This is a genomic window from Dactylosporangium sp. NPDC049140 (assembly GCF_040648435.1).
The window spans coordinates 1-21,268 of record NZ_JBEZDS010000091.1 but is presented as its reverse complement, the minus strand read 5'-3'; the positions used below and the strand labels follow the sequence as shown (position 1 = coordinate 21,268).

Annotated in this window: 18 protein-coding genes and 3 pseudogenes; 6 read left to right on the top strand and 15 right to left on the bottom strand. The window is 71.4% G+C overall.

Annotation, left to right across the window (positions count from 1 at the left end):
- The first annotated feature begins 141 nt into the window (after positions 1-141).
- Complete coding sequence (locus AB0B76_RS56820; protein ID WP_360394148.1) at positions 142-627, top strand: DUF4279 domain-containing protein; 486 nt, start codon at positions 142-144, stop codon at positions 625-627.
- Positions 628-1,296: 669 nt separating this feature from the next.
- Here the strand turns inward: AB0B76_RS56820 and AB0B76_RS56815 are convergent.
- The 3 genes and pseudogenes from AB0B76_RS56815 to AB0B76_RS56805 form a co-directional block, all read right to left on the bottom strand.
- A pseudogene (locus tag AB0B76_RS56815) lies at positions 1,297-1,631 on the bottom strand (DUF6855 family protein).
- A 122-nt stretch (positions 1,632-1,753) separates the two neighbouring features.
- Positions 1,754-2,020, bottom strand: a complete 267-nt coding sequence (locus AB0B76_RS56810; RefSeq protein ID WP_360394145.1) for a hypothetical protein — start codon at positions 2,018-2,020, stop codon at positions 1,754-1,756.
- A gap of 10 nt (positions 2,021-2,030) precedes the next feature.
- Complete coding sequence (locus AB0B76_RS56805) at positions 2,031-3,020, bottom strand: NAD(P)/FAD-dependent oxidoreductase (protein WP_360394143.1); 990 nt, start codon at positions 3,018-3,020, stop codon at positions 2,031-2,033.
- 86 nt (positions 3,021-3,106) lie between these two features.
- On the opposite strand from AB0B76_RS56805, the gene AB0B76_RS56800 reads away from it, so the two are divergent.
- Positions 3,107-3,682, top strand: a complete 576-nt coding sequence (locus AB0B76_RS56800) for an XRE family transcriptional regulator (protein ID WP_360394151.1) — start codon at positions 3,107-3,109, stop codon at positions 3,680-3,682.
- Positions 3,683-3,859: 177 nt separating this feature from the next.
- On the top strand, positions 3,860-4,828 hold the full coding sequence (locus AB0B76_RS56795) for an aldo/keto reductase (protein WP_360394140.1): 969 nt from the start codon (positions 3,860-3,862) through the stop codon (positions 4,826-4,828).
- Position 4,829: 1 nt separating this feature from the next.
- On the opposite strand, the gene AB0B76_RS56790 is transcribed toward AB0B76_RS56795, so the two are convergent.
- The 5 genes from AB0B76_RS56790 to AB0B76_RS56770 form a co-directional block, all read right to left on the bottom strand.
- On the bottom strand, positions 4,830-5,936 hold the full coding sequence (locus AB0B76_RS56790; RefSeq protein ID WP_360394138.1) for a serine hydrolase domain-containing protein: 1,107 nt from the start codon (positions 5,934-5,936) through the stop codon (positions 4,830-4,832).
- Positions 5,937-6,059: 123 nt separating this feature from the next.
- The gene (locus AB0B76_RS56785; RefSeq protein WP_360394135.1) at positions 6,060-6,815 is read right to left on the bottom strand and encodes an SDR family oxidoreductase; all 756 of its coding nucleotides are present in this window, start codon (positions 6,813-6,815) and stop codon (positions 6,060-6,062) included.
- Between the two features lie 167 nt (positions 6,816-6,982).
- Positions 6,983-7,849, bottom strand: a complete 867-nt coding sequence (locus tag AB0B76_RS56780; protein ID WP_360394133.1) for a universal stress protein — start codon at positions 7,847-7,849, stop codon at positions 6,983-6,985.
- Between the two features lie 120 nt (positions 7,850-7,969).
- Positions 7,970-8,551, bottom strand: a complete 582-nt coding sequence (locus AB0B76_RS56775; protein ID WP_360394130.1) for a class I SAM-dependent methyltransferase — start codon at positions 8,549-8,551, stop codon at positions 7,970-7,972.
- A 6-nt stretch (positions 8,552-8,557) separates the two neighbouring features.
- Positions 8,558-9,421, bottom strand: coding sequence for an SDR family NAD(P)-dependent oxidoreductase (locus tag AB0B76_RS56770; protein ID WP_360394127.1), 864 nt, complete (start codon positions 9,419-9,421; stop codon positions 8,558-8,560).
- A gap of 83 nt (positions 9,422-9,504) precedes the next feature.
- On the opposite strand from AB0B76_RS56770, the gene AB0B76_RS56765 reads away from it, so the two are divergent.
- Complete coding sequence (locus tag AB0B76_RS56765) at positions 9,505-10,056, top strand: TetR/AcrR family transcriptional regulator (protein WP_360394124.1); 552 nt, start codon at positions 9,505-9,507, stop codon at positions 10,054-10,056.
- A 246-nt stretch (positions 10,057-10,302) separates the two neighbouring features.
- On the opposite strand, the gene AB0B76_RS56760 is transcribed toward AB0B76_RS56765, so the two are convergent.
- From AB0B76_RS56760 to AB0B76_RS56750, 3 genes are all read right to left on the bottom strand, one after another.
- Positions 10,303-10,986 carry a hypothetical protein gene (locus AB0B76_RS56760; RefSeq protein WP_360394122.1) on the bottom strand — a complete coding sequence of 228 codons (684 nt, stop codon included), beginning with the start codon at positions 10,984-10,986 and terminating at the stop codon, positions 10,303-10,305.
- Positions 10,983-12,074 (bottom strand): erythromycin esterase family protein, encoded by a 1,092-nt coding sequence (locus AB0B76_RS56755; protein ID WP_360394119.1) that lies wholly within the window; start codon positions 12,072-12,074, stop codon positions 10,983-10,985. The genes AB0B76_RS56760 and AB0B76_RS56755 overlap by 4 nt, the downstream gene beginning before the upstream one ends.
- A gap of 74 nt (positions 12,075-12,148) precedes the next feature.
- Positions 12,149-12,970, bottom strand: a complete 822-nt coding sequence (locus AB0B76_RS56750) for a universal stress protein (RefSeq protein ID WP_360394116.1) — start codon at positions 12,968-12,970, stop codon at positions 12,149-12,151.
- A 169-nt stretch (positions 12,971-13,139) separates the two neighbouring features.
- On the opposite strand from AB0B76_RS56750, the gene AB0B76_RS56745 reads away from it, so the two are divergent.
- Positions 13,140-13,826, top strand: coding sequence for a CBS domain-containing protein (locus tag AB0B76_RS56745; RefSeq protein ID WP_360394113.1), 687 nt, complete (start codon positions 13,140-13,142; stop codon positions 13,824-13,826).
- 15 nt (positions 13,827-13,841) lie between these two features.
- Here AB0B76_RS56745 and AB0B76_RS56740 read toward each other — a convergent pair whose 3' ends face one another.
- The 3 genes and pseudogenes from AB0B76_RS56740 to AB0B76_RS56730 form a co-directional block, all read right to left on the bottom strand.
- A complete protein-coding gene (locus AB0B76_RS56740; protein WP_360394110.1) occupies positions 13,842-14,513 on the bottom strand; it encodes an acetyl-CoA hydrolase/transferase C-terminal domain-containing protein in 672 nt (223 codons plus the stop codon).
- Positions 14,514-14,797: 284 nt separating this feature from the next.
- A pseudogene (locus AB0B76_RS56735) lies at positions 14,798-14,884 on the bottom strand (integrase); the annotation flags it as partial.
- Between the two features lie 1,099 nt (positions 14,885-15,983).
- Positions 15,984-18,206, bottom strand: coding sequence for an ATP-dependent RecD-like DNA helicase (locus AB0B76_RS56730; protein WP_360394108.1), 2,223 nt, complete (start codon positions 18,204-18,206; stop codon positions 15,984-15,986).
- 159 nt (positions 18,207-18,365) lie between these two features.
- Here AB0B76_RS56730 and AB0B76_RS56725 point away from each other — a divergent pair.
- Positions 18,366-19,307, top strand: a pseudogene (locus AB0B76_RS56725) (IS630 family transposase); the annotation flags it as partial.
- Positions 19,308-20,603: 1,296 nt separating this feature from the next.
- Here the strand turns inward: AB0B76_RS56725 and AB0B76_RS56720 are convergent.
- A complete protein-coding gene (locus tag AB0B76_RS56720) occupies positions 20,604-21,014 on the bottom strand; it encodes a hypothetical protein (protein ID WP_360394105.1) in 411 nt (136 codons plus the stop codon).
- Between the last annotated feature and the right edge of the window lie 254 nt (positions 21,015-21,268).

Here is a 21,268-nt window from a genome sequence, read left to right as displayed (position 1 = left end):
CGGACTTCACCAGCGCATCCGCATGACAGGAAGCCTCACCGTCACCGCTGTCGTTACTGACGGCAACCAGCACGGGTCCCGCCGACGCGCAGCAGCCGCGGCATGACCGGGCGTCCCCGATGTCGTTGTACTGTCCTGATCATGGGCGCTGATGACGGTTGGAAAATGACCGACGTCGTACGGGGGCGCTGCGTGCAGCGTGCGTACTTGACGGTGGCGTTCGCCGAGGACGACGATGCCCGTGACCTGGACCCCGCAGAGGTAACACGACTGGTCGGCCTGTCACCGACCCGCCAACACAGGACCGGCGATCGGTACGGCACGCACGGACACCTGCACCGGCGTGGCGGCTGGTACGTCGACGTTCCGGAGCGGGACGAGTACGACACGGAGATCGTTCTTGTCGAACTGTTGGACATCATTGAGCCGAACGCCGATGGCCTGGCGCGAGCCCGTCAGGTCCTGGGCCTGCAAGCAGGGATCAACGTCGTAATCAAGATGATTCCGGTACAAGGTCCGGACGGCGAGGATCTCAGGACCACCCCCGCGCTTTCACTCGCCGCGGCAACGGTGCGCCGGCTAGCAGATCTCGATCTTTGGCTCGATTGCGATCAGTACGTGTACTGATCGCAATCGTCCCCCGGCGATGCTCACCACCGTTGCGGCAGGCGGGACACACCGCTTCACCTCGTGCGTCACTGCGGCGGCTCACCATCCGCTCATCGGCATCTTGTTGACTGGCGGTACGACCGCAGCCCGGCCAGGCTGGGTCGAGGTGATCGGTAGGGTCGCTCTCTCATCGGCTGCCCGCTGTGGTTGGGCGTGGCTCTCGTGGCGTGCGTCCTGCCGGTCGCCGCGGCGTGGAGTGGCTCTAGAGGGGTGTGCCCACAGCTCGAAGATGCGCTGCCTCCCGTCGACATCCGGTCATCGAGTTGCAGCGGGAGCAGCGTATGGCGCGCGTCATCATCGGCATGGATCCACATAAGCGGTCCGCCACAATCGAGATCATCAACGAGCGGGAGAAGATCCTCGGGCAGGGGCGGTTTGGCACCGACCGCGACGGCTACATGGCGATGCTCAAGCTTGGCCGGCAGTACAAGGACCGGGTCTGGGCGGTTGAGGGTTGCAACGGCATCGGCCGGCATGTCGCCCAGCGTCTGTCTCTCCGGAACCGGGCGAGATCCTGTGGGACGGCGGCGAGCCGTACGACCTGTACGTCCGCGCCGGCTCGGTCAAGCGGGTCGCCTCCGCCTCGCCGCGCCGTGACCACGCTCGGGCCCGGAGGGTGAGCGCCGCTCAGATCGCGCGCATCCGGTTGTTCCGCGCGTCGTGGGTCAGCTCGGCCCGGCCGAGCTCCTCCAGCAGCGGCGGCAGGTACATCCCGAACCGGCCGCGGTAGCCCTTGCGCAGCCCGTACCAGCCGCCGACCGGGTTGCCCGGCGACCGGCCCCACGCCTCCACCGCGCCGTCGGCGGCCGGCTTGTTCTCGTCCGCCGCGCCGAGCGGCACCCAGTCGTCCTGCTCCCGCAGCCAGGCGTGCAGGTCCTCGACCGCCCGCAGCTGATAGGTCAGCCGCGTCGAGCCGACCTGGCCACGAGCGCCGGCGGGTCGGCGGTCTCGTCGCGGTACATCGTGTACTCCGAGGACCCGGGCGGGGTACGCAGTACCCACGGGTCGTCCTTCGTGCCAGCGGCCATGACCGCGACTGTAGGTCGACCGGCGGGGCGCCCGGGCCGGAACGGCCGAGGTACGACTATCTGGGGGGCCGGTTTCCCGTACCGCCGAGCATGCGGCCGCGCAGCCGGTGCAGCTGAGGCATCAGGCCGTAGATGACGATCGGCACGGCGATCGTGGCCAGCACGAAGGTACGCAGGACGGGGGACATCGGGGCGAGCCAGCGACCGAGCACCAGATTCAGCACGGTGAGGGTCGGGAACACGGCCAGCCAGATCATCGCGGCCAGCTCGTGCTTGGTCGGCGGGCGCGTCCCGGCGGACGGGGCGTTCGGCGCGGAGGCCATGGTGACTCCTTCAGGAGGTGACGGCGCTGATGGTGGTGACGGCGCTGATGGTGGCGGCGGCGCTGGTGGTGGTGACGGCGCTGGTGGTGGCGGCGGCGCGGACGGCGTTGTCCACGTCCTGGTCCACGAGGTCGGCGTTGATGGCGATGGCGGCCGCGGAGCCGGCCCCGGCGGCGGTGATGACCTGGGCGCGAGGGTCGGTGACGTTGCCGGCGGCCCGGACGCCGGGGACGGAGGTACGGCCGGTGGCGTCCGTGACGATCCAGCCGTCGCCGCCGGTGGCACAGCCGAGACCGACGAGGAGGTCGTTGTTGGGCACGAACCGAGGTGGAACGAACAAGGCGTCGCACGGTACGTCACGCCCGTCGTCCAGCCGCACACCGCGCAGGCGGTCGTCCTCGACGACCAGTCGCTCGACGGCGCCCTCGACGACCTCGATGTCGCGGGCCGCCAGCCGGGTGCGCTCGGTGGCGGTCAGCGTGCCGGGCGGGCTGAGATAGACGAGGTCGTCGGTCCACTGCCGGACGATCTGCGCGTACCGTACCGCCGCCGGCGTCACCCCGAGAACGCCGAGCCGGCGGTCGCGGACCTCGTGGCCGTGACAGTACGGGCAGTGCAGGACGTCGCGGCCCCATCGGTCCCGCAGCCCCGGGAGGTCCGGAAGCTCGTCGCGCAGGCCGGTGGTGACCAGGAGTTGCCGGGCCCGGATGGGCTGCTCGCCGGCGAGGACGAGCTCGAATCCGTCCCGGCCCGGCGTGACAGCGGTGACGGTACCGGCGATGATCTCACCGCCGTAGCCCCGCACTTCGCGCCGGCCCGACGCCAGCAGCTGCATGGGTGGCGTACCGTCGCGTGACAGGTAGCCGTGCATGTGAGCGGCCGGCGCGTTGCGCGGCATGCCCGCGTCCACCACGAGGACCTTGCGCCGGGCCCGGGAGAGCACGAGTGCCGCGGACAACCCCGCGGCGCCGCCACCGATGACGGCTACGTCGTAAGTCATGTCACCAGGTTCGAGCCATCCCGGCCGCCGGCCAACGAAAGTTGCTGTTTCCGGGAAACCGGCGTGGGATGGGCCCCGTGAAGGACATGCCCACGGCGATCGCCGCCGCGCTCGACCAGGTCGGGTCCCGGCTCAAGGGGCTCCGCGCCCAGCGCCGGATGACCCTGACCGGCCTCGCGGAGATCACGGGCATCTCGAAGAGCACGCTGTCGCGGCTCGAGAACGGGCAACGCCGGCCGACCCTGGAAATCCTGCTCGCGTTGTCGCTGGCGTACCGGGTGCCCCTGGACGACCTCGTCGGCGCCCCCGAGGTCGGCGACCCGCGAATCCGCCTCAGACCCGGGCTCCTCAAAGGCCGGACGGTCATCCCGCTGACCCGGCAACCCGACGGCGTGCAGGCGTGGAAGATCGTCATCCCGGCCGGGAAGGCCGACCCGGAGCCGCGGGTGCACGACGGACACGAATGGATCTATGTCCTGTCCGGGCGCATGCGGCTCGTCGTCGGCCGCCGGGACTGGACCCTCGACGCCGGCGAGGTCGCCGAGTTCGACACTCAGGAGCCGCACTGGTTCGGCAGCACGGGCGACGGGCCCGTCGAGATCCTCAGCATCTTCGCGCGCCCCGGCGAACGCATGAACGTCCGGACGGAGTCTCCGTGCTAGCGGGCCAGGCCGCCACGACGGCCGCGTGGGCGGCCGGATCGGTGAGGGGGCCGGGCCGGTGCTGAGGGGATAGAGCGCCTGCTCCAACCCGTCCGTCATCATCGCGGGATATCGGCCCGAACCGGTCAGCCGGTGGCGCTTGACCTGGAGTGCGCTCCAGGTGGCAGGGTCGGCCGCATGAGTGACGCGACGCCGTCCCCGCTCGTGCTCGGGGCGATGATGTTCGGTACCACCGTCGACGAGGCGACATCGTTCGCGCTGCTGGACCGGTTCGTCGAGCGGGGTGGCGTGTGGATCGACACCGCCGACTGCTACGCGTTCTGGGCCAGCGCCGACGGCCGGGGCGGCGGCAGCGAGCGGGTGCTCGGGCGCTGGCTCGCGGCCCGGCCCGGCGTGCGGGCGCGGGTCCGGATCGCCACCAAGCTCGGGGCCGAGCCGATCGAGCCCGGGTCGTGGCCGGCGCGCCGGGAGGGGCTCTCCGCGGCGGCGGTACACGATGCGTTCGCCGGCAGTCTCGACCGGCTCGGGATCGACCGGGTCGACCTGCTGTGGCTGCACCAGGAGGACCGGTCGGTGCCGATCGAGGAGACCGTGGAGGCGCTCGCGGGGCTGGCCGCGGACCGGTTCGGCGTGTCGAACTTCCCGGCGTGGCTGGTCGAGCGCGGCCGTGCGCACGCCCGTGCGATCGGGGCCACGCCGTTCGACGCGCTCCAGCTCAACGCGTCATACCTGCGCCCGCGGCCGGGAACGCTCCCACCCGGCGTCGTGCACCGCTTCGGCGTGCTCAGCGACGAACAGGCCGACCACGCCGCCGAGCACGGGATGGACGTGTGGGCGTACACGCCGCTGCTCTCCGGCGCCTACGACAACCCGGAGAAGGTCATTCCCGAGGTGTACGACCACCCGGGCAACACGGCCCGGCTCGCCGCCCTCGACGCGGTCGCCGCCGAGACCGGCGCGGCCCGCGGCCAGGTGGTGCTCGCCTGGCTGCTGAGCCGCGGCCTGCGCCCGATGCTCGGCGGCAGCAAGCTCCACCAGCTCGACGCGGCCCTCGACGGCGTGGCGCTCCAGCTGACCCCCCGCCAGCTGGAGCGCCTCGATGAGCCGGACCGGTACGAGTGGGCCGATCCCTACGCCGGGCGGTGACTCAGCACAGGGCCGCGTCCACGGCGTTCGACACGTCCGCGACCATCTGCTCGGTCGTGGGCAGGCCGGTCACCGCGACCACGGCGCTGCGGCCGTCCGTGGTGACGAGGTTGCGCGTCTCGAAGCCCTGGATGTCGCCGCCGTGGCCCCAGGCGTCGCCGCCGCACGGCAGCGCGTGGCGGGCGAGGCCGAGGCCGTAGTCCCAGTGCTCGGTCGGCTCGAAGGCGGCCGCCGGGACGGTGGTCATCATCGCCTTCTGCTGCGCTGGCTTGAGCAGCTTCCCGGCGACGAGCGCCTCCAGGAACGCGCGCAGGTCGGCCGGGGTCGAGACCAGCTGCCCGGCCGACCAGCCCAGCGACGGGTCCATCTCGGTGACGTCGACCCACGGGGCGCCCGGGGCGACGGCGACGTACCCCTGCGGATGCCGGCCCCGCAGGCGCTGCTCGCCGACGCCCAGCCAGTACGTGTCGCGCAGCCGCAGCGGCTCGATGATGCGCCGGGTGATCTCCTCGCCGATGGGCCGCTGGGTGACCCGCTCGGCGATGAGCCCGGCGAGGACATAGTTCGTGTTGCTGTACTCCCACCGCGTCCCGGGCGCGAAGCTCGGCGGCTTCGTGAGCGCCGCGTCGACGAGCCGGCGCGGCTCGAAGTACGCGTGGCTCAGCCCGACCAGGTCCTCGGGCCTGGTGAACAGGACGTCGTCGTAGTCGGGCAGGCCGCTGGTCTGCTGCAGCAGCTGGTGCACGGTGATGCGCGCCCCGTCGTTGCCGTTGCCGCGCACGATGCCGGGCAGGTAGTGCTCGACCGTCTGGTCGAGGTCGATCTTCCCCTCGCCGACGAGCTGGAGCACGACGACGGCTGTGAAGGTCTTCGTGTTGCTGCCGATGCGGACCTGCCCGTTGGTCGGGACCCCACGCCCCGAGGTGTACTCCCGGACGCGCCCGCCGGCCCCGCGGACGGACGCGAGCGCGCCCGGGAACCCGTCGGCCTGCACGAGGTGGTCGAGCTGCTGCTGGGCGGTGTCACGAGCGGGCCCCGCGAACGCGGCGGGCACGGCGGCGCCGGCCCCGGCGAGCACGGCCGACGCGCCGGCCGCCACCAGGATCATTCGGCGATTGCGTGTCATCGTTGGCATACATCGAAGGCTATGAGCGAACACGCCCGGCGGCGATGCAGCGTACTGGCCGATCGGGGTAGTGCAGGCTGTACCACCTCACCTCCGGGCGCCGGTTCAGGACGTCCAGCCGCCGTCGGAGGCGATGACGGCGCCGTTGACGTTGCGGGCCTCGGGGCTGCCCAGCCAGCAGATCAGTGCCGCGATCTCGTCCGGCGCGGCGGTGCGCACGGCGCGGGTGAACGACTTCGCCAGCCGGTCGAACGCCCACTGGGAGCCGACCGTGGCGGTCCGGCCGATGTTCGTGTCGACCCCGCCCGGGCACACCGCGTTGGTGCGGATGCCGTCGGGGCCGTACAGGTAGGCCAGCGACCGGGTGAGGCCGACGAGCCCGTGCTTGGCCGCCGTGTAGGCGGTGCCCGCGACCGATCCCGTCAGTCCGCCGATCGAGGCCACGTTGACGATCGCGCCCTCGGCGTTGGTGCGCATCGCCGGGATGACGGCGCGGCACAGGCGCATCGGGCCGGTCAGGTTCACCGCGAGCACGTGATCCCAGGTCTCGTCGTCGAGGTCGGTGACGGGCAGGAAGTGGTCCATGATGCCGGCGACGTTGGCGAGCAGGTCGATATCGCCGCCGGGCAGTGCCGCGACGACGCGCCGCACGTCGGCGGGGTCGGCGACGTCCGCGGTGAGCAGCGTCGCGGTGTAGCGGTCGTGGGCGAGGAGCTTCTCGGTGGCCTCCAGGCCGGCGGCGTCGACGTCGCAGCCCACGACCAGGGCGCCCTCGCGGGCGAGGCGCAGCACGGTCGCCTGTCCGATGCCGGAGCCGGCCCCCGTCACCAGGGCGATGCGTCCGGAGTACCGCTGGGTCATGGCAATCCCTCCTTGCCAGTACGGGTGAACGCCTCCAGCGTCGTGCGCTCGGCGAGGCCGCGGCAGGGGCGAAGGTCCCGGCTGCGTGAGGTGCTCGAGAAGCACCCCCGCTGAGGTAACGGGCTGCACCGAGCCGGGCGGCCCCGGCCGCCCGGCTCACGGTGCCGTCAGCCGCCCGAGCGCGCGTGGGCGATAAGCACCGGGCACTCGGCGTGGTGCATGAGCTGCTGGCCGGTCGAGCCGAGCAGCAGCCCGGCGAAGCCGCCGTGCCCGCGGCTGCCGACGACCACGAGCTGGGCCGTGTGTGATCGGTTGACGAGCATCCGGGCCACGCTGCCGACACCCACGCTCGGCGTGACGACGACCTCCGGATACTTGTGGCGCCAGACGCGCAGCGACGCCTCCAGCGCCGAGCGCTCGGCCGCCTCCAGACCGTCGACGCGGGCCGCCGAGCCCGCGGGGGGCACGTAGGCGCGGATGGGCAGGAGCGGGGCGTTGCGGGCGGCCGCCGCGGCGAACGCCATCTCGAGCGCGGTGTCCGCCGAGGGCGAGCCGTCGGTACCGACCACGACGGGGCCCGCCGGGTCGGCGCGGCCGCGCACGACGGCCACCGGCGTCCCGGCGTGGGTGGCGACGTGCAGGCTGACGGAGCCCAGCAGCAGCCCGGTGAGGCCGCCCGCGCCCCGGTTGCCCACCACGATGAGCCGCGTGTCCGGCGCGCCGGTGCGGATGAGCGCCGGCGCGGGCGCGTCGTGCACGGTGCCGCCGGTGACCTCGAGGCCCGGGTGGGCCGCCAGGACCGTCGCGACGGCCTTGGCGACCAGCCGGTCCGCGTACCGCCGGGCCTCCTCCGCGGCCGGTGCGGTGGGCTGGTCGAAGTAGCTCGCGGGCCAGCCGAGCTGGTAGGCGTGCACGATGTGCAGCCGGCACCCGGTGCGCCCGGCCTCGTCCGCCGCCCAGTCCACGGCGACGCGCGCCTCCGGCGATCCGTCGTGGCCGACCACGATCCGCTGCCGGTCCGGTTGTGTGTTCATCGTCCCTCCCATGGTGTCGACTCCACGGTGCGAGCCGACGCGGTGCCGGGCCAGGGACGTTCGGCCCGCGCCCGCGGGCCGGTGGACACCTGTGCTGCCTCCGCGAGCGGGGAAACGGACTCAGCCGACGCGCCACGCCAGGTGCAGGCCCTTGCCGATGTCCACGGTGCGGCCGCTCAGCGCCGGCTCGTCCCGCAGCAGCGAGAGGAACGCGGCGACCTCGGCCGGGTGGGACAGCACGTTGTCGATGACGATCAGGCCGCCGGGTCGCAGCACGCGCAGCGGATGCGGCCACCAGCGCGGGTACTCGGTCCGCTCGGCGTCGAGGAACAGCAGGTCGACGTCCGCGTCGGGCAGGCTGCCGAGGTACTGCCCGCCGTCGGCCCGGTGCAGCCGTACGCTCTCGCGCAGCCCGGCCCGCACGAGGTTCTCATCCGCGGCCGGGTCGGGGGTCACGTCGACGCTCGTGAGGCGCCCGCCGGTGCGGGCCAGCGCGTCGGCGAGCCAGATCGTGGAGTACCCGTTGGACGTCCCGATCTCGACCGCCTCCCGCGCGCCCGTGATCTGCGCGAGGGACCACAGCAGCCCGGCGCTCGCGGGCTCGAGGTTGCGGCGGGTCAGCAGGCGGTCGTTCTGGGTCGCGTCGAAGGCGACGCCGTCGGCGTACAACTCGTCGAGCAGCTTCTGCAGGGCCGCGTCCATGGGGACTCACGATAGCTGCAGATCGAGCCGCATATCGACGCCGGTCGCGGTTTGCGCGACGCGCCACAGGCGCTCGGCGAGGGCCGGGTCGGTCGCGGGCGCGACGATCGGGTCGGCGTAGACGGTGTCGTCGGACCGGCGCAGGTGCGGGCCGAGGAAGACGCCGGCGCGGGCGCCCGGGTCGGTGGCCGCGTAGAGCAGCGGGATCGCGGCGCGCTCGGCGGGCCGGCCGATCGCCGCCTGGGCCAGGGCCATGAAGGCGCGGCCGGCGCGGCTCGGCAGGTTCGCGTTCATCGGGGTGTCGGCCAGGCCCGGGTGCGCGACCAGGCTCCGGATCGGGCGCCCGGCGGCCTGGAGGCGCCGGTCGAGCTCGAGGCCGAAGACGAGCGTGGCCAGCTTCGAGCCGATGTAGGCGCGGCCCTTCGAGAAGCCGCGCTCGGCCGCGAGGTCGTCCAGATCCAGTTTCTTCATGTGGCGGTACAAGTTGGAGCCCACATGCACGATCCGCGCCCGGCCGTCGGTGCGCATCCGGTCGAGCAGCAGGCCGGTGAGCGCGAAGTGGCCGAGGAAGTTGGTGGCGAACGTGCTCTCGAAGCCCTGCGGGCTCAGCTCCCGCGGCCGGTTGCCGATGCCCGCGTTGTTGACGAGCACGTCGATCTCGCGGCCCTCGGCGTGCACCCGCGCGGCGAACGCGCGCACCGAGTCGAGGTCGAGCAGGTCGAGCGGCCACGCCTCGAACTCGGCCGCCCGCGCCGGGTTGCGCACGGCCGCGATGACGTGCGCCCCGCGCGCGGCGAGCTGCCGCGCGACGACCTGGCCGAGCCCGCTGCCGGCCCCGGTGACGATCGCGGTACGTCCGGTCTGGTCCATGATGCCGTCCCCTCGTCGGGAGCGGATAGATTATCCGCTGCGATCCGAACGGTAGCACGCAGCGGATGAGTTATCCTCTAAGTGTGACCCTGCGCGCAGACTCCGCCCGCGTGCGCGGCCAGATGCTCGCCGCGGCCCGCGAGCGCGTCCGCGGCGGCGACCTCGACCTGCCGATGAACGCGATCGCGAAGGACGCCGGGGTGGGCGTCGGCACCGCGTACCGGCACTTCCCGAACCGCCAGGCGCTGCTGGAGGCCCTCGCGGCCGAGAGCCTGGGCACGCTGGTCGCGGACGCCGAGGCCGGCGCGGCCGACCCGGACCCCGCGGCCGGCTTCGCGGCCCTGCTGCGCAACGGCCTGCGCCTGCTGCGCGACGACCCGGCCCTGGCCGCGGTGCTGTCCTCGGCCCAGCCCGCGTGCCTGGCCGTGACGACGGACCTGACGACCCAGCTCGGCGGCGCCGTGCAGACGATCCTGGCCCGCGCCCGTGCGGGCGGCGCCATCCGGCCGGACGTCACCGCCGACGACGTACGCCGGCTGATCTGCGGCCTGCAGCACGCGGTCGCCGCGGGCGCGGACTCCGGCGCCGGGGACCGATACCTCGACATCCTCCTGGCCGGCCTGCGAGCCGCCTAGATTTGGGGATTTGTACCGCGAGGAAGATCCGCTTTTGTACCGTGGGGTGGGCTGAGACTACGGGCGACGTGGAGGTCCCGGTGGCTGCAGCTTCTCGCGGCTGGTTCGCCGATCTCAGTGTCCGGCTGAAGATCCTCACCGCGATCGGCGTCGCCGCGGCCGCAGGACCTGAGCAACTTCGAGGCGGCGGTGGCGGCCTACCGCGGCACCGGCCCGGCCGGCGATCCGCAGCTGTCCGGGCCGGTCTCAACCTTCAGGTACTGAACGCGGCCGCAGCAGGGACTCGTGGGTGTCCCAGAGCCAGCGCAGGTAGTCCGCGAGCTCGGCCGGCGTCGCGAGCCAGCCCTCACCGGCGTACGTCAAGATGCGCTGCACCTCGCCCGGCACCAGGTCGTACGCCGTCGCGCCGGTCTCCGGGACGCGCCGGTGCGGGGCCACCGCCACCGGGACCGGGATCACCGGGATGCGCACGCCGGCGCGGTCCAGCTCCTTGAGCACCGTGAGGTACGCGCGCGGCAGGTGGTACGGCGACACGGCCAGCGCCAGGCTCGCGAGGCCGTGCGCCCTGACCTGCTCGGCGATCCACACCGCCTGCGCGCCGGTGTGGGCCGCCGGCTCGGGCTGGATGTGCACGCCCCCGGTGCGGCGCAGGCCGAGGCCGCGCAGGTGCTCGAGGGTCAGCTCGACGTACGTGGCCTCGGTCGCGTTGGTCGTCGCGAGCAGCAGCCGGCGCAGGTGCGGGCCCGCCTCCCACAGCCGGATCGCGTGCGCCAGGCGCCAGTACTCGCCCTGGCCGCTCGGCACGGCGAGCGCGTCGACGCGCCCGGCGGCCGCCTGCGGCAGGGCGAGGATCATCGTCACGGCCTTCGTCACGTCCAGGAGGCCCTCGACGGAGACGCCGACGAGACCATCCACCACCCGCTCGATCACGGTGACGATGGTATGTGCAGGACCGCATCGACCCCGGCGATGGTCTCGGCGTCCAGCGGCAGGTAGCCCTGCCGCGGCTCGACGTCGGTGCGGGTGCGGGCGGCGGGAACCGCGGCCGCCTCGGTCAGGCCCGGGCTCAGGCGGCCCTCGTACGTGTCCGGGTCCGGCGCGCCGAGGCCCTTGGCCGCGCTCGAGCCGAGGCTGCCGGCGATGACGTGGTACCGCTCGCCCAGCAGCGGGGCGACGATCGAGCCGGCGCCGCTCCACACCAGCTCCAGGTCGCCGATCGCCCAGCGGCTCGGGCCGCGGCGCAGGTGGGAGTTGTGGCCGAACAGCAGCGCCGGGGTGTCCCGCAGGTCGAGCAGGTTCTCGGCGATGAGCACGTCGCGCACGGCCATCAGCCGCGAGACCCGTGTGCTGCGGTCGGGGTCGGCGACGGCGCAGGCGCGGTGGTACCGCAGCAGCGCAATTCCGGCCGTGAGCCGGATCCGCGCCCGCCGCCACGCCGCGGCGGACGTGGCCGCGATCAGCTCCGGCCCGCGCATGTGCAGCTCGGTCAGCATGTCGTCGGCGATCATCCGCAGCCGCCCGGCCTCGGGGGTGGCGCCCGGCGACATCGCCGGATCGAGCACGGCCCCGGTGCGCGACCACCGCTCGTCGTCGCCGGCCAGCCCGTCGATGCCGATTTTCAGACCGAGATACCCGCGGGTGTACTCCATGTAGCCGCGCGGGCTCGGCGCGCTCATGTTCTCGGTGGGCGCGTCGAAGCCCTGCAGCGACAGCCGCTCGTGCGGCGGCCGGGCCTCGTTGTGCTCGCGCATCCACACGACCAGCTCGCGGTTGGCCTCCAGCCGGCCCCACTCGTGCGAGAACCCGTCGCGCAGCACGGTCTCGAGGTCGCCGACCCCGTCGCGCACGTAGTCGTCGACGATGAGCGCGGCCACGCGGTCGATCTCGAGCGCGATCGTGCGGAAGCCGCGCCCGGCCAGCTCGGCGAAGAGCTCGTTGCGCTTGCGGGGAAAGGCCTCTTCGAAGTGCGTCGGCTCGCCGAACGCGAGCAGCTCACAGGAGTCCGGGACAAACGTCATACATGTGGATCGTACCGCTGTAACCACGGTTGAAGGTTGAGCCGGCATCCGTCGCGCGGGTGCGCGGCGAAGTCTCAAACCACGGGTGTATGCACGAACAGCAGCGGGCAGGCGGCGTGGTAGAGCAGGCGGTGGCCCACCGAGTCGGCCAGCAGCGCCGACGCCGGCCCGTGCGGCCGGCCGCCGAGCACGAGCAGCCGCGCCTCGCCGGACGCGTCCAGCAGCACGCCGGCCGGGTCGCCGCCGGGCACGCGGGCCGTGGCGGGCACCGTCGGGTACTTGTCGTGCCAGCGCTGCACGTCGTCGGTGAGATCGTGGAGCAGGTTCGCGCGGCCCTGTGTCGCGTTGGGGACCAGCGGCGGGATGCCGATGCCCCACGGCGCGGCCGGCGGCGCCAGGACGCGCAGGGCCACGACCTCGGCGCCGCGCCGGGCCGCGAACTCGAACGCGACGGCCAGCAGCCGGTTGTCGTGGTGCGAGCCGTCGACACCGACGACGACCGGGCCCTCGGCGTCGGGGCGGCCGCGGACGACCGCGATGGGGCCGGGCGCGCGCATCGCCACCCGGGTGCCGGTGGCGCCGTGCAGCGCCTCGGCCAGGGCGGTGCGTTCGTGACAGCCGACGACGGTCAGCTCGGCGTCGCGGGCCAGGCGGGTGAGCACCTCGGTCGCGCCGCCGGCGACGACCTCGGCGGTCACGGGCAGGCCGGTGTGCCGCGCGCGGGTCGCCTGGGCCACCCGCTCGACGTACGACCCGGCGACCGGCTCGTCGGACCGGACGTACACGATTCGCAGGCGGGCGGCGCGGCTCGCCGCCTCGTCCGCGGCCCAGCTCACCGCCGCATCACCGGCCGGGGTGCCGTCGATGCCCACGATCACTTCGTCGATGCCGTTCATGGCCGCCTCCCGCGTCCGCTCGGACCTGCTTCGAACGTCGCACGCCCACCCCGCCGCAACCAGGGGCCTACGGCTCGCCCGGCACGTGCCGTTGGACCCTGTGCGGGCGCGCCGGGCGGTCATACGTTCGGACCGTGACGATCGGACTACCGGGCGAAGGAGGCCTGTGATGAGCCGCTGGGACGTTGCCGACGTGATGACCGTCGGCGCGGTGTCGGTCCAGGAGGACACACCGTTCAAGGAGATCGTCGACCTGCTCGAGGCGCACGGGGTGAACGCGCTGCCGGTGGTCGACGCCTTCGACCGGGTGGTCGGGGTGGTGTCCTCGGCCGACCTGATGGCGAAGATCGAGTTCGCCGGCGACGACGACCGGGTCCGGCTGTTCGAGGCCCGGCACACCCGCCAGGCGCGCGGCAAGGCGCACGCCACCGCGGCCGGCGACCTGATGCACGCGCCGGCCGTGACGATCACGGGCGGCGCGTCGCTGCCGGCCGCGGCGCGGATCATGGAGGCGGCCGGGCTCAAGCGGCTGCCCGTCGTGGACGACCTCGGCCAGCTGGTCGGCATGGTGACACGCCGCGATCTGCTGAAGGTCTTTCTGCGCACGGACGAGGCCATCCACCGCGACATCCTCGCCGAGGCCGCCGATGGCCTGCCCGGCGTGGAGGCCACGCAGCTGCGGGCCGAGGTCGACGACGGCGTCGTGACGCTGCTGGGCCAGGTCGAGCGCGCCTCGGTCATCCCGTCGCTGACCCGCCGGATCGAGCGCATCGACGGCGTGGTCGACGTGGTGAGCCACCTGTCGGCGGTGCTCGAGGACGAGGCGCGCCCGTACCAGGCGCCGGTCATGTTCTGAAGGGCCGGGACGGTGTCAGCGCAGGGGTAGCCCGAGGCGCCGTCCCGCGTCCAGTAGCGAGTCGTGCACGCCCGGGTGGGCGGCGTGGTCGAGGATCTCCTGTGCCTGCTCCACCGAGTCGCGGCCCCAGATCTGGGCGGTACCCTGCTCGGTGACGATGTAGCTGTGCTGGAACGAGGTTACCGGCCCGGACAGCAGCGGCACGACCGCTGACAGGTCTGCCTTCGGGTGCCACGAGCGCAGCGCGATGATCGCGTGGCCGCCCGGGGAGTGCATCGCCCCGACGATGAAGTCCGTCTGGCCGCCGAAGCCGGAGTGGGTCCGGGCGCCGACGCGGCTGGCGTTGGCTTGGGCGAACAGGTCGACCTGCAGGGCGCTGTTGATGCTCATGAGGCCCGGGTGCGCGGCGATCGCGGCCGGGTCGTTGGTCTTCTCCGTGCGCAGCATCCGCACCCGGGGGTTGCGGTCGATCCAGTCGTAGAGCTCCTCGGAGCCGAAGCAGAACGACGCGGTGACGGGGGTGTCGGCCTCCAGCGCGCCGGCCTTCTCCAGCGCCAGGGCGCCGTCGGTGAACATCTCCGACCAGACGCGCAGCCCGCGCCGGTGCCGCAGCGCCTCGAGGGTGGCGTCGGGGATGGCGCCGATGCCGAGCTGCAGGGTGGCCTGCTGCGGTACCAATGCCGCCACCCGCTCGCCGATGGTCCGCGACGTGGCGTCGGGCGCGGCCGGGGCGTGCGTGGCCAGGGGCTCCCCGGCCTCGACGAGGTAGTCGACCGCCTCGACCGGCAGCTGGGGACGAGCGAGGCGGCATGCTCGTACTCGTGGAGGAGGCCGCCCAGCCGGTCGTTTCGGCGGATGACCATCTGCTCGACCGCAGCCGGATCGGTGATCGGATTCGGGAGCAGGCGCAGTGGCCTGGCGTTGGAGATGCCACGGTGGGGTCGATGCGCGTTGAAGTGGTGCTCGTATTCGCGCAGGGCGTGCAGGAGGTGCGCCTGGTTCCAGATGAGCGTGCGGTCGAGCAGCTCATGGCGGCAGGACTGGATCCACCGTTCCATGATCGAGTTCATTGGCGGAACTCGGACGCCGCTGAGCACGACCGCGATGCCGGTGTCGCCGAGGATGGCGTCGAACAGGGCCGGGTACTTGCCGTCACGATCGCGGAGAAGGTACTTCACTCGGCATCCCGCGTCTTCGATGTCCATGGCGAGGTTGCGGGCGGCCTGGGCCACCCACGCTGCGGTCGGGTGGGCGGTGACGCCGAGGGTACGCACCCGGCGGGTGGCGTGCTCGATGACGGTCAGGACGTAGAGTCTGGCGCCGGTCAGGGTGGAGGTTTCGAAGAAGTCCGCGGCGATGATGGCCTGGGCTTGGGAGCGCAGGAACGCCGACCAGGTCTGCGATGTCCTCTCGGGTGCCGGGACGATGCCGGTGCCCTTGAGCATCTCCCAGACGGTCGAGGCGGCGACCTTGATGCCCAGCACGAGCAGTTCGCCGTGGATTCTCCGGTATCCCCACGAGTTGTTCTCGCGGGCCAGCCGCAGCACCAGGACGCGAAGTTTGGGGCGGGAGATCATCGCGTGTCGGCGGGTGATCAGGTCGCGGTGCCAGCGCAGCGCGGTCTCGGGACGCACCAGCAGTCGGATGTGGCCCAGCACCTGGCGGGGCAGCCGGTGCAGCAGCGCGGCGAGAAACGCGCGGTCGGCGCGGGTGAACCGGATCTTCTCGCCGTGCAGTTGCCGCTCGAGGACCTTGATCTGATGCCGGAGGGCCAGGATTTCCGCGTCCTTGTCCCGGTCGCTCATGGGTAGCAGCCGTAGCATCGCGAGCGCGTTGGTCACGCCGAGGTAGGCCAGTCGAAGCAGCACGGCGGGTCATCATCGCGTAGTTACTGTCGTTGATTCGATGCGTGCTGGGGAACGTCGTCCGCGGCAAGATCGTCGGGATGATCAGAGTGGTCATGACCAGGTCGGATGGGGTTTCCGGCATCCGCAGGGTCGACAGCACCGCCCGAGTTCGTCGACGGTCGCGACGAAGTCCTCGACCAGACGTGCGAACTTTCCGCGTCGAGCCACGCTGTCTCCTGTTCACGACCATGGGACATGTGTTGGCGTTGAGCAGTCTGGCACTGGCCGCAACGGGTGGTGGGCGGGCTGGTTACGAGAGCCGGTGGGTGAGGGCGGTGTGGCGTCGTCCGGCGCCGACGGTGCGGACGGCGGCGGCCAGTGCGCGTCGGGAGCCGACGAGCACGACGAGTCGTTTGGCCCGGGTGATGGCGGTGTAGAGCAGGTTGCGTTGCAGCATCATCCAGGCGCTGGTGGTCAGCGGGATGACGACGGCCGGATACTCCGAGCCCTGTGACCGGTGGATGGTCATGGCGTAGGCGTGGGCCAGTTCGTCGAGTTCGTCGAAGTCGTAGTCGATGGTTTCGTCTTCGTCGGTGCGCACGGTGAGGGTCTGGTCTTCGGTCGACAGGCGGGTGATGACGCCGAGGGTGCCGTTGAAGACCCCGGCCTGGCCCTTGTCGTAGTTGTTGCGGATCTGGGTCACCTTGTCGCCGATGCGGAACACCCGCCCGCCGGCGCGGCGTTCGGGCAGCCCGTCGCGGCCGGGGGTGAGCTGTTGCTGCAGCAGGGTGTTGAGCGCGCCGGCACCGGCCGGGCCGCGGTGCATCGGGGCCAGGACCTGGATGTCACGGCGCGGGTCAAGGCCGAACTTGGCGGGGATGCGGGTGCAGGCGACGTCGACGGTCAGCGCGGCCGTGGCGTCGGTCTCCTCGCAGGGGAACAGGAAGAAGTCGGCCATGTCCTGCAACTGGGGCGGTTTGCCGGCGTTGACGCGGTGGGCGTTGACGACGACACCGGACTGGGCGGCCTGGCGGAACACCTGGGTGAGCCGGACCCGGGGGATGGCGTCGGCGGCGAGGAGGTCGCGGAGGACCTCCCCGGCACCGACCGAGGGCAGCTGGTCGACGTCGCCGACGAGCAGCACGTGGGCGCCCGGCGGGACGGCCTTGATAAGCTTGTTGGCCAGGATCAGGTCCAACATGGACGCTTCGTCCACGACGAGGAGGTCGACGTCCAGGGGGTTGTCCCGGTCGAAGGACGCGTCGCCGCCGGGGCGCAGCTGCAGCAGGCGGTGTACGGTCCCGGCGGGATGCCCGGTCAGCTCGGCGAGGCGTTTCGCGGCCCTGCCGGTCGGGGCGACCAGCGTGATTTTCGCCTTCTTCGCCGCGGCGAGGGTGACGATGGAGCGCACCGTGAAGCTCTTCCCGCAGCCCGGGCCGCCGGTGAGGACGGCGACCTTGGCGGTCAGCGCCAGGCGGACCGCCTGTTCCTGTTCCGGGGCCAGGGTGCTGCCGGTGCGGGTGTGCAGCCAGGCGAGGGCCTTGTCCCAGTCGACGTCGCCGAAGTGCGGCATCCGGTCCGCCCGTTCGCGCAGTAGCCGGATCAGCGAGCCGGCGAGGGCCGTCTCGGCGCGGTGGAACGGCACCAGGTACACCGCCGGCACCGGCTCGTCGTCGGCGGGCAGCGTCTCCCGGACCACACCTTCCTCGGCGGCCAGGGTGTCCAGGCAGCTGACGGTCAGGTCGGCGGGAACGTTGAGGATCTTCACCGCGTCGGCGACGAGCTGGGGCTGCGGCAGGTAGCAGTGCCCGTCGTCGGTGGCCTCGGACAGGGTGTACTGCAGGCCGGCCTTGACGCGTTCGGGGCTGTCGTGCGGGATGCCGACGGCCTGGGCGATGGTGTCGGCGGTCTTGAACCCGATGCCCCACACGTCGGCGGCGAGCCGGTAGGGCTCGTTGCGGACGACGGAGATGGAGGCGTCGGCGTATTTCTTGAAGATCCGTACCGCGATCGAGGTGGACACTCCGACGCCCTGCAGGAAGACCATCACCTCCTTGATGGCCTTCTGCTCCGCCCACGCGCTGGTGATCTTCGCAGTGCGTTTCGGCCCCAGACCGGGTACTTCGATGAGCCGGCCCGGTTCCTCCTCGATGACCCGCAGCGTGTCCAGGTCGAAGTGGGCGACGATGCGTTCGGCGAACACCGGCCCGATGCCCTTGACGAGGCCGGAGCCGAGATAGCGCTGGATGCCCTGGATGGTGGCCGGCAGCACCGTGGTGTAGGACTCGACCTCGAACTGCCGGCCGAACTTCGGGTGGCTGGACCACCGGCCGACCAGCCGCAGGCTCTCCCCGGGCTGCGCGCCGAGCAGCGCCCCGACGACGGTGAGCAGGTCGTCGCCGCTGCGGCTGGTGGCGACCCGGGCCACGGTGTAGCCGGTCTCCTCGTTGACGTACGTCAACCGTTCCAGCACCGCCTCCAGCACGGCACTCGGCGGGCGGTTCGAGGTGGCTGTCGCGGTCACGGGGACCATCGTGCCCGTCGACCGGACGCTCGCGCCAGATGACCAGGCAGCGACGGGGTGAATGCGGCGGATCGCCTGCGTGGTGTGGAGGCGACGCGGCTCGGAAAGGGTGCGGTCAGGGCCAGTTGGCGTAGGTGAGCAGGTCCGGTCGAGCGGGCCGGATACGAGCGGTTCGGGCTGGCCGGCCTGGAGGAGCACAAGCGCGGTGGCGGGCGGGAGCAGGTCCCGGCGGCGGTGCGGGCCAGGATGTTGGCGTTGACCCGCACGACCCCGCCGGTGGAGACGGGGTTGTCGCACTGGTCGAGCCGGGAGATGGCCTGCTACGTCTCGCGCGCCGAGGGGATGGCGGTGTCCTGGCACTACGTGGCGAAGCTGTGGCGGGACAACGACCTGCAACCGCACCGGCAGGGCACGTTCAAACTGTCCAGGGATCCGCGCTTCGCGGAAAAGGTCGCCGACATCGTCGGGTTGTACCTGGACCCGCCCGGCGGGGCGGTGGTCCTGTCGATCGACGAGAAGACCCAGATCCAGGCGTTGGACCGCACGCAACCGTTGCTGCCACTCGATTTCGGGGTAACCGAGCAGCGCACCCACGACTACAAACGCCACGGCATCACCAACCTGTTCGCCGCGCTGGACGTTGGCTCCGGCCAGGTGACCGCAGCGTGCCACCCGGACCGCACCGGCGAGCGGTTCCTGACGTTTCTGCGGCAGGCCGTCAAACCCCATACGGGCAAAGAGATCCATGTGGTGCTGGACAACCTGTCCACCCACGGCACCCCGGAGGTCAAGGCCTGGCTCGCCGCGAACCCGAACGTCACGTTCCACTTCACTCCGGTCGGATCGAGCTGGTTGAACCAGATCGAGATCTGGTTCGGGAACATCACCCGGCAGTCGATCCGCCGCGGCACGTTCACCTCGGTCACCGCCCTGATCGCCCGTATCCGCGACTACGTCGCGCACTGGAACACCGACGCGCAACCGTTCACCTGGACCGCCACCACCGACGAGATCCTCGCCAAGGTCCGCTGGGTACAGACCAGCATCAAGCAACTCGTCGAGAACAACACCAAGCAACACCAACAGAATCACGGGACACTAGGGTCGTAGAAGGCATCAGGGATGACGTCTGCATGCGTGGCTGCATAGACGGGTGCAACGACGGACTCGAGGACCTGGTCGGCGTCGGCAGCCGAGTAGTGCGCGAAGGTCAGGTATTGCGAGGCCGTCACGCCCGCACCGCTTTCGAGGTGAGCATCTCACGAGCTTCGCAGACATCAGGGGCATTCGCCGCCTTCGCTGGTATCGCGTCGACGACGCGTCGCGCTGAGCGGCGGATCAGGGCGTCGTGTTGCAGCAGCGTAGGCAGGCTGGTGAGCGTCCGTACGGTATGGCGTGCGCCTTCGATCGGATCCCCTGTAGCGACGAGCAAGTGGCCCGGTGGAGTTCGATCTGTGCGCGGCCCTGATACAGCTGAGCCGGGTAGAGCGCGAGGGCGGATTCTTGGGCCTGGGTGGCGCGCGTGGTGTCGCCCGCGTGGGCGTGGACGCTATATGCAGGAGACGCTGATGACCCCAACCCCACTGCGAACGCCGATCCTCCAGGGTCGCGGTTTCGAGACTTCGAACATTGCCTCGAGATTGGTGATAGCTCGGCGGGCGTCTTCGTGGTGTCCCAACTGGGAGAGTCCTTGAACACGTGCGGCGTAGCCGCTGGCCAGGCCAGCCGTAGCTCGTCCCTCCGAAGCGGTGATCGCATCGTTGGCCAAGGCGAGCGCACTCGATGTAGGCAGATCGTCGTACAACGCGAACACCGCACGTCGGCCGCGGAGACGAGCCCGTAGCTCATGGTCCGTCGTCTGGTCGACGGCGCGAATCGCCGTCCGCCAAAAACGACGCGCCGGTACCGGCGCGTCGGACGCGATGAGCGCAATAGCCGTGAGCGCGCTGAGCTCCGCGCACACCCGCGCGAGACGGCCACGATGCAGATCGACCGACTCTGTTAAGCGCCTGTGCACCTCATCCAGGTCGGTGAGGAGTTCCGGAAGGATAGTTGTCGGGGCAACGACGCCGACCTCGTGGGCGTACTGCCATGCGGTGCGTTCCCACTCCTCGACATCGCAAGCAGTAACTGGCGCACGCAGTCCCCGATCGACATTCCGCCGTACTGCCTCCAGGGGGTTGTCCACTGGGCTCGCCGCGCCAGCGCCGCCGAGCGCGCCTACCGTGCCGTACAGGACAGTCCGTCGGTGCAATGCCTCCTCCTCATCACGAGAGCCGGCACCTGTGAGGCGGTTGCTGGACTCGACGGTTCCTGGGACTGACGCCAGGGCCGGCAGGTCTATCTCGGTGGCGTTCTCGCCGTGCAGGTTTGGAAGTGTGAACCAGAGTAGATCGGTGGGGATCTTTAGGAGGCGGCCCAGTAGATCAGCCGGTTGTGTTCTGATTGACCCGTTTCTATGCGGTTGACCTGGCCTTGTGAGACTCCGTACCAGCCTCCGACGATCTCTTGGGAGATCGGGGTCCGGTGCTGGGGGGGCCGCCGATAGGCGGCGATGAGGTGACCCATGTGGCGCCGTCGTGCAGCATCTTGAATGGTTGGGTGAGTCCAGAAGCCGGTGCCGACGGCTGGCGGCTGATGACGAAGTTGGTCAATGACCGCGTCGCATGCCGCGCAGTACGTGCCGTCGTTGTCCGCGGCCAGTGTGGGAATCGACAACGCGCGCAACTCCGCCGATCGTGCGACATGGCCGACCTCACCATTCGTCGATGCGACTGATGCGGTGAGTGTAGCTGCAGCGAGTTCGAGGTCTGTCATCCTGCTCGATCGAGGCGACTCGTCGGCCACAACCGCACGCATTTCGGTTGACCGTACGGGCCGACACGGAGTTGGCCGGGCCGCGAGTTGTCGGCTGGCCATGCTGGCGGAGACTCTGCCCCCTTTCGACAGTCCTCTGAGCTTCCGCCGCGTTGTTGGAGAGTCCTGCAGCGATCCGGCATCCCGCCGGCACCCACCCGCAGCGATCACACCACCTGGCGACGGTTCTTACGCACCCAGGCATCGACCACGTT

Excerpts from the sequence above, each read along its gene's own strand:
- AB0B76_RS56805 (WP_360394143.1), bottom strand. The coding sequence starts at position 3,020 with ATGACTTACGACGTAGCCGTCATCGGTGGCGGCGCCGCGGGGTTGTCC.
- AB0B76_RS56775 (WP_360394130.1), bottom strand. The coding sequence starts at position 8,551 with ATGGACGCGGCCCTGCAGAAGCTGCTCGACGAGTTGTACGCCGACGGC.
- AB0B76_RS56785 (WP_360394135.1), bottom strand. The coding sequence starts at position 6,815 with ATGACCCAGCGGTACTCCGGACGCATCGCCCTGGTGACGGGGGCCGGC.
- AB0B76_RS56795 (WP_360394140.1), top strand. The coding sequence starts at position 3,860 with ATGAGTGACGCGACGCCGTCCCCGCTCGTGCTCGGGGCGATGATGTTC.
- AB0B76_RS56780 (WP_360394133.1), bottom strand. The coding sequence starts at position 7,849 with ATGAACACACAACCGGACCGGCAGCGGATCGTGGTCGGCCACGACGGA.
- AB0B76_RS56730 (WP_360394108.1), bottom strand. The coding sequence starts at position 18,206 with ATGGTCCCCGTGACCGCGACAGCCACCTCGAACCGCCCGCCGAGTGCC.
- AB0B76_RS56790 (WP_360394138.1), bottom strand. The coding sequence starts at position 5,936 with ATGATCCTGGTGGCGGCCGGCGCGTCGGCCGTGCTCGCCGGGGCCGGC.
- AB0B76_RS56745 (WP_360394113.1), top strand. The coding sequence starts at position 13,140 with ATGAGCCGCTGGGACGTTGCCGACGTGATGACCGTCGGCGCGGTGTCG.
- AB0B76_RS56820 (WP_360394148.1), top strand. The coding sequence starts at position 142 with ATGGGCGCTGATGACGGTTGGAAAATGACCGACGTCGTACGGGGGCGC.
- AB0B76_RS56800 (WP_360394151.1), top strand. The coding sequence starts at position 3,107 with ATGCCCACGGCGATCGCCGCCGCGCTCGACCAGGTCGGGTCCCGGCTC.
- AB0B76_RS56720 (WP_360394105.1), bottom strand. The coding sequence starts at position 21,014 with ATGACAGACCTCGAACTCGCTGCAGCTACACTCACCGCATCAGTCGCA.
- AB0B76_RS56770 (WP_360394127.1), bottom strand. The coding sequence starts at position 9,421 with ATGGACCAGACCGGACGTACCGCGATCGTCACCGGGGCCGGCAGCGGG.
- AB0B76_RS56810 (WP_360394145.1), bottom strand. The coding sequence starts at position 2,020 with ATGGCCTCCGCGCCGAACGCCCCGTCCGCCGGGACGCGCCCGCCGACC.
- AB0B76_RS56755 (WP_360394119.1), bottom strand. The coding sequence starts at position 12,074 with ATGACGTTTGTCCCGGACTCCTGTGAGCTGCTCGCGTTCGGCGAGCCG.
- AB0B76_RS56750 (WP_360394116.1), bottom strand. The coding sequence starts at position 12,970 with ATGAACGGCATCGACGAAGTGATCGTGGGCATCGACGGCACCCCGGCC.